Annotated in this window: 17 protein-coding genes; 13 read left to right on the top strand and 4 right to left on the bottom strand. The window is 39.1% G+C overall.

The features are described 5' to 3' along the window. Window positions 1-50: 50 nt before the first annotated feature. A complete protein-coding gene (locus CD33_RS19880; RefSeq protein ID WP_036200928.1) occupies window positions 51-215 on the top strand; it encodes a CxxH/CxxC protein in 165 nt (54 codons plus the stop codon). A 230-nt stretch (window positions 216-445) separates the two neighbouring features. Further along, entirely contained in the window at window positions 446-925 is a 480-nt protein-coding gene (rlmH, locus tag CD33_RS11445; protein WP_036200927.1) for a 23S rRNA (pseudouridine(1915)-N(3))-methyltransferase RlmH, read from the top strand. Window positions 926-1,147: 222 nt separating this feature from the next. Here the strand turns inward: rlmH and hepT are convergent, their stop codons facing one another. Together hepT and mntA are read right to left on the bottom strand one after the other, a co-directional pair. Further along, complete coding sequence (hepT, locus tag CD33_RS11440; protein WP_036200926.1) at window positions 1,148-1,555, bottom strand: type VII toxin-antitoxin system HepT family RNase toxin; 408 nt, start codon at window positions 1,553-1,555, stop codon at window positions 1,148-1,150. Beyond that, window positions 1,548-1,958 carry a type VII toxin-antitoxin system MntA family adenylyltransferase antitoxin gene (gene mntA, locus CD33_RS11435; protein WP_036200925.1) on the bottom strand — a complete coding sequence of 137 codons (411 nt, stop codon included), beginning with the start codon at window positions 1,956-1,958 and terminating at the stop codon, window positions 1,548-1,550. The genes hepT and mntA overlap by 8 nt, the downstream gene beginning before the upstream one ends. Before the next feature lie 357 nt (window positions 1,959-2,315). On the opposite strand from mntA, the gene CD33_RS11430 reads away from it, so the two are divergent. Together CD33_RS11430 and CD33_RS11425 are read left to right on the top strand one after the other, a co-directional pair. Beyond that, complete coding sequence (locus CD33_RS11430) at window positions 2,316-2,732, top strand: MerR family transcriptional regulator (protein WP_036200924.1); 417 nt, start codon at window positions 2,316-2,318, stop codon at window positions 2,730-2,732. A 20-nt stretch (window positions 2,733-2,752) separates the two neighbouring features. Next, window positions 2,753-3,106: a DUF4260 domain-containing protein gene (locus CD33_RS11425; protein WP_036200922.1), complete on the top strand. Its 354-nt coding sequence runs from the start codon at window positions 2,753-2,755 to the stop codon at window positions 3,104-3,106. A 182-nt stretch (window positions 3,107-3,288) separates the two neighbouring features. On the opposite strand, the gene CD33_RS11420 is transcribed toward CD33_RS11425, so the two are convergent. Then, the gene (locus CD33_RS11420) at window positions 3,289-5,214 is read right to left on the bottom strand and encodes a sigma-70 family RNA polymerase sigma factor (RefSeq protein ID WP_036200920.1); all 1,926 of its coding nucleotides are present in this window, start codon (window positions 5,212-5,214) and stop codon (window positions 3,289-3,291) included. Between the two features lie 419 nt (window positions 5,215-5,633). On the opposite strand from CD33_RS11420, the gene CD33_RS11415 reads away from it, so the two are divergent. The 3 genes from CD33_RS11415 to CD33_RS11405 are packed head-to-tail and all read left to right on the top strand — an operon-like array spanning window position 5,634 to window position 8,469. Further along, window positions 5,634-6,752, top strand: a complete 1,119-nt coding sequence (locus CD33_RS11415) for a DUF418 domain-containing protein (protein WP_036200918.1) — start codon at window positions 5,634-5,636, stop codon at window positions 6,750-6,752. Between the two features lie 11 nt (window positions 6,753-6,763). Further along, window positions 6,764-7,867, top strand: coding sequence for a sensor histidine kinase (locus CD33_RS11410; RefSeq protein WP_036200917.1), 1,104 nt, complete (start codon window positions 6,764-6,766; stop codon window positions 7,865-7,867). Next, window positions 7,864-8,469 (top strand): response regulator transcription factor, encoded by a 606-nt coding sequence (locus tag CD33_RS11405; RefSeq protein WP_036200913.1) that lies wholly within the window; start codon window positions 7,864-7,866, stop codon window positions 8,467-8,469. The genes CD33_RS11410 and CD33_RS11405 overlap by 4 nt, the downstream gene beginning before the upstream one ends. A gap of 95 nt (window positions 8,470-8,564) precedes the next feature. On the opposite strand, the gene CD33_RS11400 is transcribed toward CD33_RS11405, so the two are convergent. Beyond that, complete coding sequence (locus CD33_RS11400; protein WP_036200911.1) at window positions 8,565-9,476, bottom strand: helix-turn-helix transcriptional regulator; 912 nt, start codon at window positions 9,474-9,476, stop codon at window positions 8,565-8,567. A 99-nt stretch (window positions 9,477-9,575) separates the two neighbouring features. On the opposite strand from CD33_RS11400, the gene CD33_RS11395 reads away from it, so the two are divergent. The 6 genes from CD33_RS11395 (at window position 9,576) to CD33_RS11370 (ending at window position 16,564) form a co-directional block, all read left to right on the top strand. Next, window positions 9,576-10,046, top strand: a complete 471-nt coding sequence (locus CD33_RS11395; RefSeq protein ID WP_036200910.1) for a VOC family protein — start codon at window positions 9,576-9,578, stop codon at window positions 10,044-10,046. Between the two features lie 303 nt (window positions 10,047-10,349). Next, window positions 10,350-11,093 carry a DUF4230 domain-containing protein gene (locus CD33_RS11390; RefSeq protein WP_036200909.1) on the top strand — a complete coding sequence of 248 codons (744 nt, stop codon included), beginning with the start codon at window positions 10,350-10,352 and terminating at the stop codon, window positions 11,091-11,093. Window positions 11,094-11,634: 541 nt separating this feature from the next. Further along, window positions 11,635-14,040 (top strand): pectate lyase family protein, encoded by a 2,406-nt coding sequence (locus CD33_RS11385; protein WP_036200908.1) that lies wholly within the window; start codon window positions 11,635-11,637, stop codon window positions 14,038-14,040. 287 nt (window positions 14,041-14,327) lie between these two features. Continuing rightward, entirely contained in the window at window positions 14,328-15,110 is a 783-nt protein-coding gene (locus CD33_RS11380; protein WP_036200906.1) for a transporter substrate-binding domain-containing protein, read from the top strand. Between the two features lie 32 nt (window positions 15,111-15,142). Continuing rightward, window positions 15,143-15,808 carry an amino acid ABC transporter permease gene (locus tag CD33_RS11375; protein ID WP_036200905.1) on the top strand — a complete coding sequence of 222 codons (666 nt, stop codon included), beginning with the start codon at window positions 15,143-15,145 and terminating at the stop codon, window positions 15,806-15,808. Window positions 15,809-15,820: 12 nt separating this feature from the next. Continuing rightward, window positions 15,821-16,564 carry an amino acid ABC transporter ATP-binding protein gene (locus tag CD33_RS11370; RefSeq protein ID WP_036200904.1) on the top strand — a complete coding sequence of 248 codons (744 nt, stop codon included), beginning with the start codon at window positions 15,821-15,823 and terminating at the stop codon, window positions 16,562-16,564. Window positions 16,565-16,693 lie beyond the last annotated feature (129 nt).

Genomic DNA, 16,693 nt, shown 5'->3' with positions numbered 1-16,693 from the left:
AACTGTGAATAAGTTTGTTGAAATTACTGAAAATAGGGAGGTGCCAACCAGTGACAAATTATAGCTGTGAAAACCATATAGACCACGCTTTGGACATGTTCGTGGCGGAAACAAAAGAGTTCCCGATTATGGACAAACTATCGGATGACGAAAAGTTATCCACAAAGTGTTCCTACTGTGAAGAGCATGCAACATATATTGTATCAAGTAAATAACTTTACACAAGATATAGAATCTAATTGTGGATATGTGTATAACTTTTGTGGATAAGTTGTTTGTAAATGAAATATTAACGTGGATAAATTGTTTGTATTTAAATTTTCTAACTAAAGTGAAAAAAGAACTCATATATAACGGGCATTGCTATCGGTTCCCACAAGTTAAGATTAGTAAAGGATCGATTGTGGGAGCTTAATTATGAATATAATGTAAAGGTGAAAAATCTATGAATATCACGATCATTTCGGTCGGAAAATTAAAAGAAAAGTATTTAAAGATGGGGATAGATGAATACGTGAAACGGCTAGGGAGTTACGCCAAGGTCGAATTAGTGGAAGTTCCCGATGAAAAAGCCCCAGAACAATTAAGCGAAGCGGAAATGGAGATTGTGAAACGAAAAGAAGGAGAACGGATTTTGGCAAAAATCAATGACGGCATGCATGTCATCGCACTCGCAATCGATGGGAAAATGAAATCCTCGGAAGAAATGGCCCAAAACCTCCAATCCCTCATGACTTACGGCACCAGCAAAGTCGCCTTTGTCATCGGCGGTTCACTCGGTCTTCATGAAGATGTACAAAAGCGCGCGGACGAAAAACTAAGCTTCGGTAAAATGACGCTTCCCCACCAGCTAATGAAGCTTGTGTTGGTCGAACAGATTTATCGTAGCTTCAGAATCATTAAGGGTGAACCGTATCATAAGTAAGTGCGGTCTATAAAAAGAGCGAAGGAATCCTGTTAGATTCCTTCATTTTCTAGTTTTTCTATAAGTTTTTGAAGTGCTGTTTTTGCTTCAGGCGATTTTAAATTAAATTGAAATTCATCTTTTAATGATGAGATAGGTCCATACAAAGGTATAGTGCTCGCTAAATTTATGATATTATAAGTATTTTAAAAGATTACTTACTTTCTTTCATTTAACTTATAGTTATGCTTCAAGTTGTAATACTACTTTCGTAAAATCTTTAAAGTCATCAATATGCTTTTCTAGAATTGCTTCTAAAATTCCAAGTTCTAGTGCTTGGTAGTCATGAACGGCGATATTACGGAAACCTACCATATTCATAAGCGTTTTCGCTAAATGTGCCTCAATTAAACCTGCTTCTTGCAGTAACTTAAATCCTTCACGGCTCGCTTTTGGGACGCCAAGTTTTCTTTCACTTACGATATGCATCGCTAAATCAATACTTGCTTCACATGCACGTTGAATATTTAAAATGATACTGTCTTGCTTCGTAAAATCCTTTAGGTTCTCAGCATTACCTTCGTATACTTCATGAATACGTTTGACACAACGCTCAATTGTAGTTGTTTTGTTTAAAATGACATCATTCATCGCCAAAAACACTTCCCCGTAATTTAATACTTTCAATTATGCCTGCACGTTGTTCATTTAATGTTGCAAACATACTATATGCTCGCATTTTTTGACGCGTAAATTCATTTTCATCTTGAATATATATAGGTCTTCCTTGTGAAAATATTTGTATCGTAAATACTGTATCAATTTGCTTGAGATCAACTAAATCTACTTCTCGTCCAGCTATCCGAGCCAGTTCGCCTGTAAGCATAAAACGTTCGTACGATGATAACAGCTCTTTGCTGAAATAAGCTAAATCGATATCGCTATCATCACGATTTGTTCCCTTTGCAAATGAACCGAACAATATAATGAAATCTGGATTTATTTTAGTTTGAACTAAATTAATTAGCTGATTTTCAATGTTTTTTTCAAGCATGTTATCACCACCTTTCCTTTATTATAAACGTAGACGAAAAAAACCGCACTTATACCCGTTGCGGAGAACCGTATCCTAAGTAAATGAGTTTTTTGAATAAGTCATCATCAACATTCATGTAAATGTTGATAATGGCTTATTTTCATTTAATAGAATTGTCAGGCTGGGTTGCAATTACGGATACAATAAGGAGGAAACAGTACTATAGATAGGTTCATAGTTAATATTAATCTCCATGTTCAATCGTCTTTCTAAACGAAAAGAAGTAAAAATAAATCTAATAAGAAATTCATGGAAATAAGGAATTGACCCTGGACTTTACTCCAATGTTATAATTTCCCATGAAAGGAGGATGTTATGAAAATTAAGGATTTTGCAAATAAATATCAAATTCAGATCGATACAATTCGTTACTATGAAAAAGAAAATATATTGACACCAATAAGACAAAAAAATGGATATCGGGAATTTGATGAAGAATGTGAAAAACAGATTCAGCTAATCATCGTATTAAAACAATTAGGTTTTTCGATAAAGGAAATTCAGCAATTACTTATACTACGAGATGACCAATCTATATCTAATGAATGTAAGGAATCAACATTATCGCTATTGGACCAAAAAATAATGAAACTTGAGGAAAGAGTCCAATTTTACCAAAGGGCATTGAAGGTAGTTCAAACAATCAAAGAACTGGCAAGTGAAGTGAAGTATTTAGAGCATATCGAAGAGATTGAAAGATTAATGCTGAGTTTATTTATAAAGGATTTATAAGTTATAAGGAGAGTGATATGATGACAAATAGAAAAATTGTTCATATTGAATATGCACTTACTTTTACATTTTTGTTTTTTATTTATATGAAGCTAGACTATCCCATTTGGTTGTTTTTTGTTCTTTTATTAGTTCCTGATCTTACGATGTCTGGTTATGCAGTGAATAAGAAAATAGGTGCGGTTGTATATAATTTTGGTCACACCTTTATTTTCCCACTGCTCTTAGCATTAATGTACTTATATTTATTAAACGATTATTTACTTATAGTATCGATCATCTGGATGGCACATATTTGTATGGATAGAACAATAGGTGCTGGGCTGAAATATCAAGATTCTTCATTTACTCATACACATTTACAAAGGCTTTAATCTAGAACGTTTCTATATCAACGTTCCACGTTTTAAAAATAACCACTAAGAAGTACTTAATCTGCACTTCTTGGTGGTTATTAGTCCTATAAATTATGAACATTTTCATTAATTTATCTTATACAATTTAAATTTTTTTGGGAAAAGGTATAGATACTGGGTCCTATTTTACTAAGCTTTATCTACAGTTTACTGACGATAAGTTGTCCTGTCGTTGCATCTAGTCCGACTATCCACTGTTTTGTTTCTAATTGCCCCAATTTATATACTAACACTTCCTCTTTTTCACTTTCACCGTCCTGTTTAGACCATTGTAAAAAGGCATCCACTTCTTTTAAGGCAGGCATGACGTCTTCAAATGGTTTAATAGTTGAAGCTTCATAGGATTGTAGAAGCTTTAAGTCCATACGTGGCGACCAAAATATATCGATGAAACCGGTTGTTTTGTTTACACCAACGTAAAATCGTTCCTCTTCAAGTTGTATACGCTGATCAATGAATAGGGGGAAAGTAAAAAACGCATAATTTAATTCATTGAAGGATGGTTCTTCTACTTTTAACTTCAGATAAGGTACATATTCTTCAAAATATGTCGCGATAAATGAACATGCAATTTCTCGACATGCATCATAAGAAAGATCAAGTTCTCCTGTACGCTCCTTGAACCACATAAATTCCTTTAATTTCCGCGATTGCTTATCAACCTTTATTTTCACTGTCTCTCCCATCCGTTCCAGTAGGAAGCTTTCTATCGTTTTATTTTGCGGTGCTTTCCAATTTGTATGGCGCCATACTTCGCAAATCGTATTTTCATCGAGCTCTACTTCTCGTAGCTTTACCATTTCTTCATCTAACCCAACAATCGTTTCGATTGTCGCATTTTTATCTAGTCCATATGTTTTAGGGAAGGGAGAGAACGTGTTATGCTCTTCAGGCCCCTCTTCAAATTTAGGTTTTCCATTTATAGCATTAAAGGTCTGATGGACAATCGAGCTCTCGTAAATCGGATATAAACCAGACTGCGGTACGGAATATAGTTCATTTGATAAATACTTTATATTTAATTTCCAAGAAGTTTTATACACCTCTTGTAAAATAGCCTCCTTACTCAATAGCTTTGCTGGAAAGCTTGGAGGTGTTTCTGTGTAGCCACCGTACGTAAAATCAATTATTTCACCATAGTTGGAAATCGCTATTTTTGTAACGTAGCTTGCAAGAGGGTAACCTCCTACAAATTGTTCATAATAAAATATAGTTTCTGTTTCTTTTTCAATGATCTTAGATAAAGCTAGATACTCTAGTGCTTCAGCGTACTGCGCGGTTAAAAAGTTTTCTGCAATAGCTCTCTGCAGCTGAGTTGTGAGAAGTGTTTCTGTAATTGAAGAAGGTTTTGTTAAATTTAATAATTTCCCATGTTGATCAAGTTTCACTTTAATTACTTCTTGTGTATTATTGGGTGACCACACAAAAGTAGCTTTCTCATCTGAATAATCTTCTACGAGTATATGATAGTCATCAGGAATCGACACAAAGTTTAATGCTAATTTTGCTAGTTGTTCCTTTAACATATGGACCACTTCCTTCTGTTTAATAGGTTTGTTCAAACGCTCTTCTAGTAGCTTTTTTAATTGAATACGGCCGCGATGTAAATGCATTTTGATTGTATTGCTCGGCTTATTCAATAGGTAGGCAATTTCTTGTCCTTTAAAATCATAAAAATAAAATAATATAAGGACCATTTGATAATCTTTTCGAAGCAAAGAAAGTGCCTCATGGACAAATTCGTAGGTCGTTATTTGGTCGTGATCTGTAAGCTGTAGCTGGATAAGCTCGGTTTCCACCACGAATGTACGCTTTTTTTGCCGAAGAAAGGCAAAGCATTCCCTTATTAAAATTTTGAATAGCCATGTAGAGAAATATTTGGGCTCCTTTAATTGGTGAATAGATTTATAAGCTTGTAGGAATGTTTCTTGTACAATGTCTGATGCATCCTCTTTGTTACCGACATAGGAGTAAGCTTTTGCTAGAAGCTTTTGCTTTTCAGCCTCTACTAGCTGCTCAAATGCATCTTGATGACCGTCAATCGCTGCTCTTACTAAGTGTTCCATTTAATTACCTCCTATATAGTTAGAGTAGCGTTTAGGATAAAAAGGTTTCATTAAACCGTATTTTTTCTAGTATATTTTACAGTATTGCAATTAAAGGAAGATGAGAATAGCAATAAGTTTATCTAGCAACCAGTACCGCATCATGAATAAGGTTAATTAAAGCAGTATCAATGGAATTCACCTAATAGTTTTTTTAACGAATATGTTTTAGTTGGTTTTATATTAGGATGAGATAAGGAGATTTTAGGTCGAGAAGATGGCATGCTATCGACTTTAAATCGATGTGATGCTCCTGATAGGTTTAGTTGATTGTTTAACTAATGACACGTGTCATCTGAATTTATTGACGCCTGTCGATATTTTCGTGGATGCCTTCCTATGTACGATAAAGGTACGGAAATACGAGGAGGGTCTTCAGTATGAAACGTATTGTATTGATTGATATTTTAAGAGGGATCGCAATTTTAGGGACACTTGGCACGAATATTTGGATTTTTGCCCATTTAGGGGATCTAAAGTATATAACGACCACAGATTTTACCGGTTGGTCGAGTATGGATGATATCATTCGCTTACTTGCACTGTTCATCTTTAATGGTAAGTTGCTTGGCATGTTAACGATAATGTTCGGAGTAGGAATGGCGATTAAATACGAGCAGTCCATCAGGCGTAATCAGCCGTGGGTTGGTATGTACAAGTGGGTGATTGTATTTGTATTGGTGGAAGGTCTTCTACACTACTTACTTGTAATGGAGTATGATGTGCTCATGAGCTATGCTGTCACTGCAGGAATTATTGCAATCGTATTAAAGCACGGGGAACGGGGGATGACCCGTGCATTATGGGTTGCTGGCGCTATACATTTAGGAATGCTTGCACTGATTTTTACTGCAATGCTCTTGGGACCGGCGTTTTCAATGGCAAGCTCTCCTCAGTTGATTACGGTTTACGCAGAGGGAACATGGCTGGAACAGGTTCAGAATCGTCTCACGAATTTTATGTTCTTTAGAACAGAGGCGATCTTTATTATTCCTTTAAATATCTGTTTATTTATTATTGGTATAAAACTTATGCGCAGCGGTGCTTTCTCCTTTACTGAGCGCGGCTTTGCCATACAGCGGAAGCTACTCATTTGGGGGTTAGGTATAGGCCTCCCTTTAAATGCATTAACTTTTGTACCAGGGGGTCTATTTGACTTGCCTGTTCGATATCTATTTGCACCTATGCTTGCATTGGGTTATATAGGGCTCATTGCTTTTGTTGTCCGGACATACAGCACGTGGCGAGTTTGGAAATGGCTAGAGAAAACCGGCCGTATGTCTTTAAGCTGTTATATCCTGCAAAATATCACTGCCACAGCCATTTTTTACGGTTGGGGCTTAGGCCTGGGAGGCAACCTAAATAGTGTAGAAATTATAGGTATTTTTTGTATGATAGTAGTAGGGCAAATTATACTGGCAAATGCGTGGTTAGCTAAATTTCCTTATGGACCGGTCGAATGGCTGCGAAAGGGGATGCTGCAGAAGCTGGAAAGATAGGGGGGGGCTAGATGCTGGAATGGTATCCTAAAAGTCAGGCAAAATATTATTTAATTATTGATGTACTGATCGTCCTGCTATTCAGCTATGTGGTTGTTGTCTCGGAGCATATTCCGTCACTTGTTCTAAAAATTTTACTTGTAGTCATTTATTTTGCAGCCTATTACACGGCATTGTGGTATCAGGATGGCCTGTTGCTTCCTGCTGTTGTGCTTGGTTATGCTATTACGGCATATCTGGCCTATGTAGGCGGTCCACAGTGGATATTCTTCCAATTTGCATTTGCAGACTTTGTCGGGCGATCTGTCAAACGGCGTATCTTGTGGATAGCTACGGGCGTAAATTTCCTCCTTCTTGCCAGTCTCGTCTGGCGCTATCAGGATGTGCTGTTTTCAAATTCACAGTCAATTGTACTGGCGATTATGCTTTTTATCTTGCTATTTCCATGGTTACGCTATTATATTGAGAAAACCAAGCTGCTCCAGCGTGAGGTCGATGAAGCGACCGTCCATATTGCAATGCAACAGGAACGTCAGCGGATTGCCCGCGATCTGCATGATACTTTAGGACATACGTTGACGGTCATAAAGGTAAAAACAGAGCTCGTTTCCAGGCTGATACCAAACGAAGATCACCGGATTCATAAGGAACTCGATGATATGATACTGACCGTCCGTACTGCCCATAAGCAGGTTCGAGAGATTATATCAGAAATTAACTTTTTATCGTTGCAGGGCGAACTAGAGCATTGTGAGCAACTGCTTAAAAATGCCGGTATCCGTGTGCAGATTGATCATCAGCTTGCCAATATCCTGCTGACCAGTGTGCAGGAAACGATGCTGGCCTATAGTATCCGAGAGGCGGTAACAAATGTTGTAAAGCACAGTAATGCAGATGCGTGCAGAATAAACCTTTACCAAATAGAGGACCGAGTGGAAGTATCTATTATCGATAGCGGAATCGGTTTATCCGACAAGCAGCATGGCAATGGATTATTTACAATGAAAGAGCGGATGTGCTCATTAAAGGGAAATGCAGAAGTGACGTATGACCAGGAGGGAACAAAGGTGCTCCTGACTATACCACTGTATCCGATTCAGGAGGGCGGAAAATGATTAGAATTTGTATCGCCGAGGATCAGCAGCTGCTGAGAGGTGCCTTAATATCCATAATGGAGCTGGAGGACGACTTTCATATTGCAGCTGAAGCGGCAGATGGAGAAGAAGCCTGGGCTTTAATTCAAAAGGAAAAGCCAGATGTATGCATTTTGGATATTGAAATGCCGCATTTGTCCGGATTGGAAGTAGCTGCAAAAATACGCTGCCATAATTATCCTTGCAAAATCATGATTATGACAACCTTTGCAAGGACCGGTTATTTACAAGAGGCAATGGATCTCCAGATTGATGCATATGTCCTGAAAGATGAGCCTATCCAATATGTAATCGGTGCAGTACGTAAAATGATGCAAGGTGAAAGGGTAATCAGCCAAGATCTTGCAGCCGCTTTATTTATGAATGAAAGAAACCCTCTAAATGAACGGGAAATCAATGTGTTAAAGCTTGTGAAGGATGGCTATACGACTAATGAAATCAGTAAAAAGTTATTCCTGACTAAAGGCACAATCCGCAACTATTTATCTTTATCCATTCAGAAGCTGGAAGTTGAAACAAGGCAGCAGGCTGTACAAAAAGCAGTTGAAAAGGGTTGGATCTAGTCGAAAAGACAAAGAAAAAGGACAGAGGCACCCTCCTTGTCCTTTTTAATATTGTGTAATGACTGAGATCAATGGTATTGCCGAAACAAGTCCTATCAAGAGTAATTTTCCATCATTTTACATAAGTAATTTCGAAAATCTTCCACATAGGATTTGGGCTCTATAACTTTAAGACGAGTGCCGAAGCTTGCTAGAAATTGAAAACCCGACTCGTTTTGAGGTACTTGAATGGTTGCCATTAAAGATCCAGAACCAGGGTCTTCAATACTCTTTCGACCATACCTTTCGATGACTTGATCTCTTATGCTAGATGATATCCATGCCTTAATCGTGACAAGTTGAGGCAGAAAAATAGCTTCATGAACTTGCTCTGACCAATCGTCTCTGGGATGAAACACACGTTCATCCACAGCAATATGGTCGATCCGGGATAATTTGAATGTGCGATATCCTTGCCGATGTAAACAGAATCCTTTCAAGTACCAACTCGATTCACTAAAATGCAGCTCATAGGGCTCCACCGTCCTATTGCTTACAGCCCCGTCTTTATCTATATAATCAAACGAAACCAGCCTTTTCTTCAAAATGGATTGTTGACATACCTTCAACGTTTCTAGAATCTCGGACCGGCCTACCCAATCATAAAACGACAGTTCAATGGAACGATTCAGGGTCAACGGACTGACCATTGCCTCAATTTTTTTTAGCGTTCTTTCAACTTCCTCAGTTAGAAGGATTTGTTCCAATCCGCTGAGCGCAGTTAATATGTTCTCTAAATCGGAGCTGCTTAGAAGACGTTTATCAACCTTGTATTCATCCATTAAGCCGTAGCCACCTTTGACTCCAATGACAGAGTAAATGGGGATGTTCGCTAAGCTTAATGTTTCCATATCGCGAAGGATCGTTCTTTTCGAAACGTTGAAGAGTTGCGAGAATTCCCTAGTGGAAACAATCTCTTTTTTCAGCATTATCATAATAATCGAAATGAGTCTCTCAACCTTGTCCATAATTCCCCTCTTTTTTTTACATATTTTCAGAAAGGTGACACTAAGGTGTCACCTTTCATCCATTATACTACATGTATTACAAGAAGGAGGTTATGCTTTATGTCAGCTATAGCGTATTTAAATTTTGATGGGGTTGCCGAACAAGCGATTGGGTTTTATTCGGAGGCTCTACAGGCAACTGAAGTAAAAAAGGTACATTTTAAGGACTTTCCGCAAGACCCAAACTACCCGCTTCCGGAAAGGGAATTGAACATGATTATGGAGTGTTCGATTGAATTCGCAGGCGGGAAAATCATGATGTCGGATTTATTGCCTTCCATGAAGGGAATGACGGGGGAGTTGACGAAAGGAAAAAATGTATGGATCAGTTTAGTCTATGAGGATAAACAAAAAATGGAGAGATACTTTAATCATCTATCGATTGACGGCCATGTGATCATGCCGTTATCCAATACTCCGTGGTCATCCTGCTTCGGAATGCTGGTGGATAGGTTTGGGGTGTGCTGGAAGTTCAATTCCGACGCCGATATGTTTCTTGATAAAGTGTTATCCAACACCAATGGAAAGTGAAAAGTTGGGGGACTAAAAGCTGAGTTAGTTTAATAATTTTTAACTTAAGTGTTTCCAAAATATAATAAGATCACCTGAAATGTTGATTTATCAGCACTAAGGTGGTCTTATTGCATTTGCCACCGTTTAGGTAGATGTGTGTTTCTATCTAGAGTACAATATATTGTAAGATTCACCAAGCTCACAAGTAACAAAACAATATAAATAGATCAACCTCTTTGAAAATAGAGATTTCCTTTTATTGAGAAAATAGAGTTGCTCTTAAAAAAGTACTATAAGAAGCCAACATTTAGGAGGAATACTATGAATGAAAAAGATGAAAAAATAACACAATTTGAGAGAGTGCTGAATGAACTGGAGAAAGGCAAAGAAGAAAGTGCTGCTACTACCGTTCTGGGACGAAGTAGAGGAAACGCCAATATCTCCGGAGCATTATTTAAGCTCATTTTTAAATTATGGGGAAAAAAGATTTTATTATTTACATTGTTCCTCATAGCCATCATAGCCGCAGGTGTTTGGTTTCTTTCCGGTAGTACATTTAAAAAAGAAAGTATAACCTTTGTAGAACAAGTTCAAGAATTAGCAACGCTTGCAACAGCTGAAGCCCATATAAAAGTGATCATTGAGGAAGAAGATAATAAGTTGTTCGGAAAGGATATTTCGGTTAATTTGCCTGGTACAAAAAGAGAGGTATTATTAATTGTTCCTGCTACCGTCATTGCAGGGGTTGATCTTAAAGGGATAACGTCAAATGATATAAAAGTTAATGATAATGAAAAATTGCTAGAAATCGACTTGCCTCGAGCAACGTTTATACAGGATCCCACAATTCAGATGGATAGTGTCAAAACATTCTCAGATGAAGGGCTATTCCGAGGGGAAGTGCAATGGAAAGAAGGATTTGATTTGGCAGCAGAAGCGCAAGTCGAGATTAAGAAGGAGGCTATGGAAATAGGCTTATTAGAATCTGCGGAAACGAGTGCGGAGAAAGTCCTTAAAGGTTTTTTTAGCAACCTTGGCTATACTGTGAAAATAACATTTAAATAGATTAAAAAGCCATAAGCACGTTTTATTAAGCTATTTCCTTCAATGAAAAATTACCCAGACTGTCTTGAAAACGCTTGACAGACAAGGCGGGCAGTCGAGTGAAGACCCGAATAGAACAAAACGTTCATGAGGGGACGAACGAGACAACCAACGCAGGGCGAAAGCGTTCGTCAACAGTCTGAAAAGAGATGGGAATCCATCTCTTTTTTTATGCTATTACACGAACGTCTATCTAATGCTCCATAGGCAGAGCCTGCATTGTTATCCATCCCAAAAAGGGGAGCCAATGCATTCTCTTAATCTTTTATTTACTCATGTGCTCCTAATCTACGGTTTTTTTATTGTAATGAATTATAGTGAAGCAAATTAAACCAGTTTAGTTTTTTATTCACACCAAATGGACTTTAGGTATTTATATTTAAATTAATGTAATATATAGAATAATCTAAATTATCTAAAATCTACTAGAAATACCATTATTCCACATGTATACTATTATTAGGTTTAACGTTAAACGAATGAGATGAGAAAGGAGCTTGAAATGGAATTTAAAATAGTGAGAAAGTGGATTTGCATCGTCATAGCCGCGACCTTGTTTTTTATATCCTTCGGGATAACGCCGCACATGCCGCAAAATCAATCTGCTTCGGCAGCGCCAAATGAAAACGTTATCAATGAAGCAGGAACATGGTTTGAAACTGCGTATGCGGTCTGGACAGGCGATATCGATGACAAATACGAGATTTACGTGAGAGGATCAAACATTATTGACTGGCGCGATGGCAGTCCGATTACCGATTTCCTGACTGACTGGACGTTGGTCAATGACGAGGACAATGCGCCATTGGTACGGGTCGACCCGGCAAGAAACACATGGCGCGCAGATATCCCGGGATTACCGGAAGGTGTTTACGAAATCCAAGTGAGATTGGATGGAAAAGTTGAACATAGCTTTTCGAATCTGCAGACAGAAGCCTTTCCGCGAAATGGCGCGGCTTTCATACCATCAAATGAAAATCCATACTCAGGGAATCACGATTTTGCTTTAGATGGAGCGATCGGGGGCTATCTGCCGGATGGACGTGTAAATCCGGAAGCTAAAATTGTTTACATCACGCCTGAAACTGCATCACGATATGCCAACAGCTTGTTCAATGACAGCAGTCGTGGATCGACTGCTGACCAAAAACAGCCGCTGATTGTGCGTTTCGTCGGGAATATTACAGAACGCGGTGCTTCTATTGGAGCAGGTAATGGGAATGTTACGATCGAAGGGATTGGTCCTGATGCAACTCTTTCTCATGGTCCGACCTTGATTGGGACAGGTGGTGCCCACAACGTTGTCATAAGGAACATGAATTTTGATTATTGGACAGGCGATGCCATTGAGATACATGGTGGCGGTGATACCTTAAGAGCTTCGAATATTTGGGTGCACAACAATACTTTCGGCTATGGACAAAACCTGCACTTTGCAAAGGCGGAAGACCCAGATCAGGCAAAAGGTGATGGCGCGGTGGATATCGTCAACCACGCACGAAATTATACCGTGGCTTATAATTACTTCGCCGGCAGCAGTAAAGTCATGCTGATCGGTGGCGGTGTCGGTTCTATCAGCGAACACTATGGAACAATTCATCACAATTGGTTCCAAGGAACAGAAGAACGAACGCCACGGGTACGTAATGGACGTATACATGTTTACAACAACTTATATGAAAATATCCAAGGGCATGCGCACCATGATACCCTATTGGATCGAAATACCGGTTATGGGGTCGGGGCAGCACACAACGCCACGATATGGGCGGAAGGGAACATTTTTGACAATGTCAATTTCCCGTTCTTAAGGAGTCGTCAAGGCCATGCCCGTGGATCACAAGGCAATGAGTTTGGCATTGACTTACCAAACAATACTCCAAATGCAGGATTCAACCATTTCTTCGGCGATGCACCTGGCTATATCATCACGCGGGAGGCAGTCTTCGATGGGGATTTCCCTGAAACAGTGGAAGATTTCAGATTACCGTCCGATGTGAAGCCTGGTATGACAAAAGCTGATCTGGATGCCCTAAGAGCGGATGCTTCTCAACTTGAACCAAATATTTTCGATGCGGCCTCATCAAAGAATTTCAATGTGAAAGAAGACGTAGGAATTGTTGTTGCTTCCGATTCGACTACCCAGAATCCCAACATGACTACTAACCCGGCATCGCAGTTGGATTGGGCATTCCGACCAAATCGTCAAGACGTATGGCCGACGGGTACAGCCGAACTGGCATCGGCTTTGAGAACTGAAATCGAAACGTATTCCGGTTCCCAGTTTGATATCGCGCCAATTTCAGTTCCGGCGGCGCCCCAAATCACTGACGTAAGGATTAATGAAGAGGTACGTTCCGCATTTGGTACAGAACATATACCTGCACCCGGCAAGATTATTGTTCACGAAGGTACTTTCACTATCGATTGGGCGAATAACGACGTATTGACTGAAAGCTATGAAATCCAGATGAACACAAATAACGGAGAGTGGATCAGCTTGGCGGAAATCGCCCACAATACACGGGCAAAAAGCTATATCACACAGGATATCGATCAATTTGCTAATTTGAATGGCATTGCTGCTAAAGCTGAAAACGGTGATATATATCAATTTAGAATCCGTGCATTGAATGCTGCGGGTGCCAGCGAGTGGTCAACAGTGGTCGTTTTGGATACTGTTGAATCAGCCGAAGCTTCAGCAGTAATGAACAAGTTGAAGGGCAATCAAAATGAATTGATTATCACCATCGATGAAGTTTATGCAGATGGAACTAGAAGCGGGGATTTAACTGAAACTTTCATTATCAATAACAATGCCGAGGGAGTTTACCAGGTAGGACGTTACGATGTGTTCGTCAACACAAAAGGCAATAACCAAGTCCGTGAAATCTATATCGTCGAATAGTAAAATCGTGTGGGAATTACTAATTTAACAAACTATTTAAAAGCTTGCTCATAGCAAGCTTTTTTATTTTAAATTTCGCTTTATAAAAAGCAAAGACATTCGGAAAACAAGATGATTTAAAACATATTGCAGACTGCAAATAACATGCAAGAAGTGTCAGTGCCATTAGTGGTGCTTGACACTTTTTGTTTTACTGGGAATAAAAAGGGTATTAACTTTCATAAGCAAGAAATTTAGCTGGAGGCAGAGTAGGAAAAAACGAAAGGGAAAAAGGAGTGATAGCCAAAATGTTTTTGAAAAAAAAGTTAATAATTGTTTTTAGTATATTCGCGGTCTGTTTTTTGTCTGCTTGTGCCGAGAAGGAAAAGCTTGCAGACGGATCTGAATTGATAAATAAAAATCAATTTGTATTTGCCGCATCTGGTGAATTCAAGCCATTTAGTTATATAAATGACGATCTCACCATGTCAGGTTTTGATGTTGAGGTTGGCGAAGCTCTTGCAAAAGAAATGGGCCTTGAGCCTGTTCAGAAGCGAATCAAATTCAAAGGGATTGTAGAAGGGGTGAAAACAGGGCGTGCAGACGCCGCTGTTGCCAGCCACACGATCAACTCGAAGCGAAGCAAACACGTTTCCTTTTCTACCCCGTACTACTACTCAGGTCCGCAAATTTTCACCAGACCGGATAGTGAAATTAAGACTACCGAAGATTTAGAGGGAAAGGAAGTGGCTGTTGCAAAAGGTTCGACATATGCCGATACGGCTTCCGAGTACACAGATAAAATCAAAACCTATGACAGCGATATCACTGCTTTAAAAGCGTTGAGCAGTGGACGCCATGATGCGGTGATCACGGATTTTGTTACAGGGAAAACTGCTCAAAAGGAAGGGTTTAAGATTAAAGCCCAGCAGTTAATTAATCGCAGTGAACAAGCAATTGTGCTGCCGCAGGATAATCCAGAACTGTTGAAGCGTGTAAATGAAGCCCTGGAAAAGCTCAGGGAAAATGGGACACTAACAAAAATCAGTATCAAGTATTTTGGTGAGGACATTACCAAAAAACCGGAATAAACCAATACCATGGTAAGAAAGGAAGTAGTATTTTGCCAAGTTTTTCACACTTTTTTAGCACACTAATGGAAACAAAAGGCGTATTCTTGGAAGCTATGCTTTTAACACTGGAGCTCACGGTAGTTTCTATCCTGCTCGGAATCGTCATCGGACTTATCTTTGCCTTATTAAAAATTTCTAATATAAAAGTTTTGGAACTCATTTCAGATATATATGTCTATTTAGTACGCGGAACACCGCTCATTGTTCAAATATTTATCCTCTACTTCGGAATTAGTGGGATTTTCCTTCTTCCTGATTTTTGGGCTGCTTCACTTGCCCTCGCGTTTCATAATGGAGCCTACATTTCCGAAATTCTTCGCGGGGCAATACAGTCGGTCGACAAAGGCCAGTTTGAGGCTGGTCGTTCTTTGGGAATGACAAAGGCACTGACATTAAGACGGATTATTCTTCCGCAGGCATTCCGCCGGGCATTGCCTCCTTTAGGCAATCAATTTATCATTAGCTTAAAAGATTCTTCGTTAGCCGCATTCATCTCAATGAATGAACTGTTCAATGTGGCGACAACACTGGGGTCAAATAACTTTGACGAAATGACCTATTTACTCATTGTAGCAGTCTACTATTTATTGCTGGTAGCGCTGATGACGTTTGTAGTGAACCGAACTGAACTCAAATTAGCAATAAGCGACAGATAGGAGGCGAAGTAATTGGAAACGAAAGAAATGATTAAAATAAATCAATTGAATAAATCATTTGGCGACTTGCATGTATTGAAAAATATCGATATGACGGTCTATGAGAGCGATGTCGTTTGTTTAATAGGATCGAGTGGTTCAGGGAAAAGTACCCTCCTGCGTTGTTTGAACTTCTTGGAGAGGAAAGATAACGGCCAAATTATAATTGAAGGTAAAGAAGTCAATCCTCGTACCGATGACCTTAACAAAATCAGGGAAAAGGTAGGAATGGTGTTTCAAAACTTCAACCTGTTCCCACACAAAACAGTTTTGGAAAATATTATTGAAGCACCCATCAGGGTAAAGGGTGTTGAAAAAGAGCAAGCTATCATGAAAGCAAAACAATTGCTGAGTAAAGTAGGCTTGGAAGATAAATCGGATGTCTATCCTAGTAAACTATCTGGAGGGCAAAAGCAACGGGTGGCGATTGCTAGAGCACTTGCGATGGAACCGGACATCATGCTTTTTGATGAGCCAACATCGGCACTGGACCCCGAGCTAGTGGGAGAGGTTCTAACAACCATGAAGGCCTTGGCTGAAGAAGGAATGACAATGGTTGTTGTAACACATGAAATGGGATTCGCTAAAGAAGTAGCGGACTGGATTGTGTATATGCACGATGGGAAAATTATTGAACGAGGCACGCCAGAACAATTTTTCAACAATCCAAAAGAAGAAAGAACAAGGGAATTTTTAAATGCGACAATGTTAAAATAAACTTACAAGGTCCTGTCTATCTGTTTAGGCAGGACCTTCGTCGATATATAGAAATCTGGATTGCCAAATATACATCGTTGGCACATTAAAAAGGTATGGGAACTATCCCATCCCATACCTTAGTTCCTT

The sequence above is a fragment of the Ureibacillus sinduriensis BLB-1 = JCM 15800 genome (genome assembly GCF_000772955.1).
Taxonomy (GTDB): domain Bacteria; phylum Bacillota; class Bacilli; order Bacillales_A; family Planococcaceae; genus Ureibacillus; species Ureibacillus sinduriensis.
Note: the sequence above shows the minus strand (reverse complement) of the source record. Positions and strands in the feature narration are given on the sequence as shown.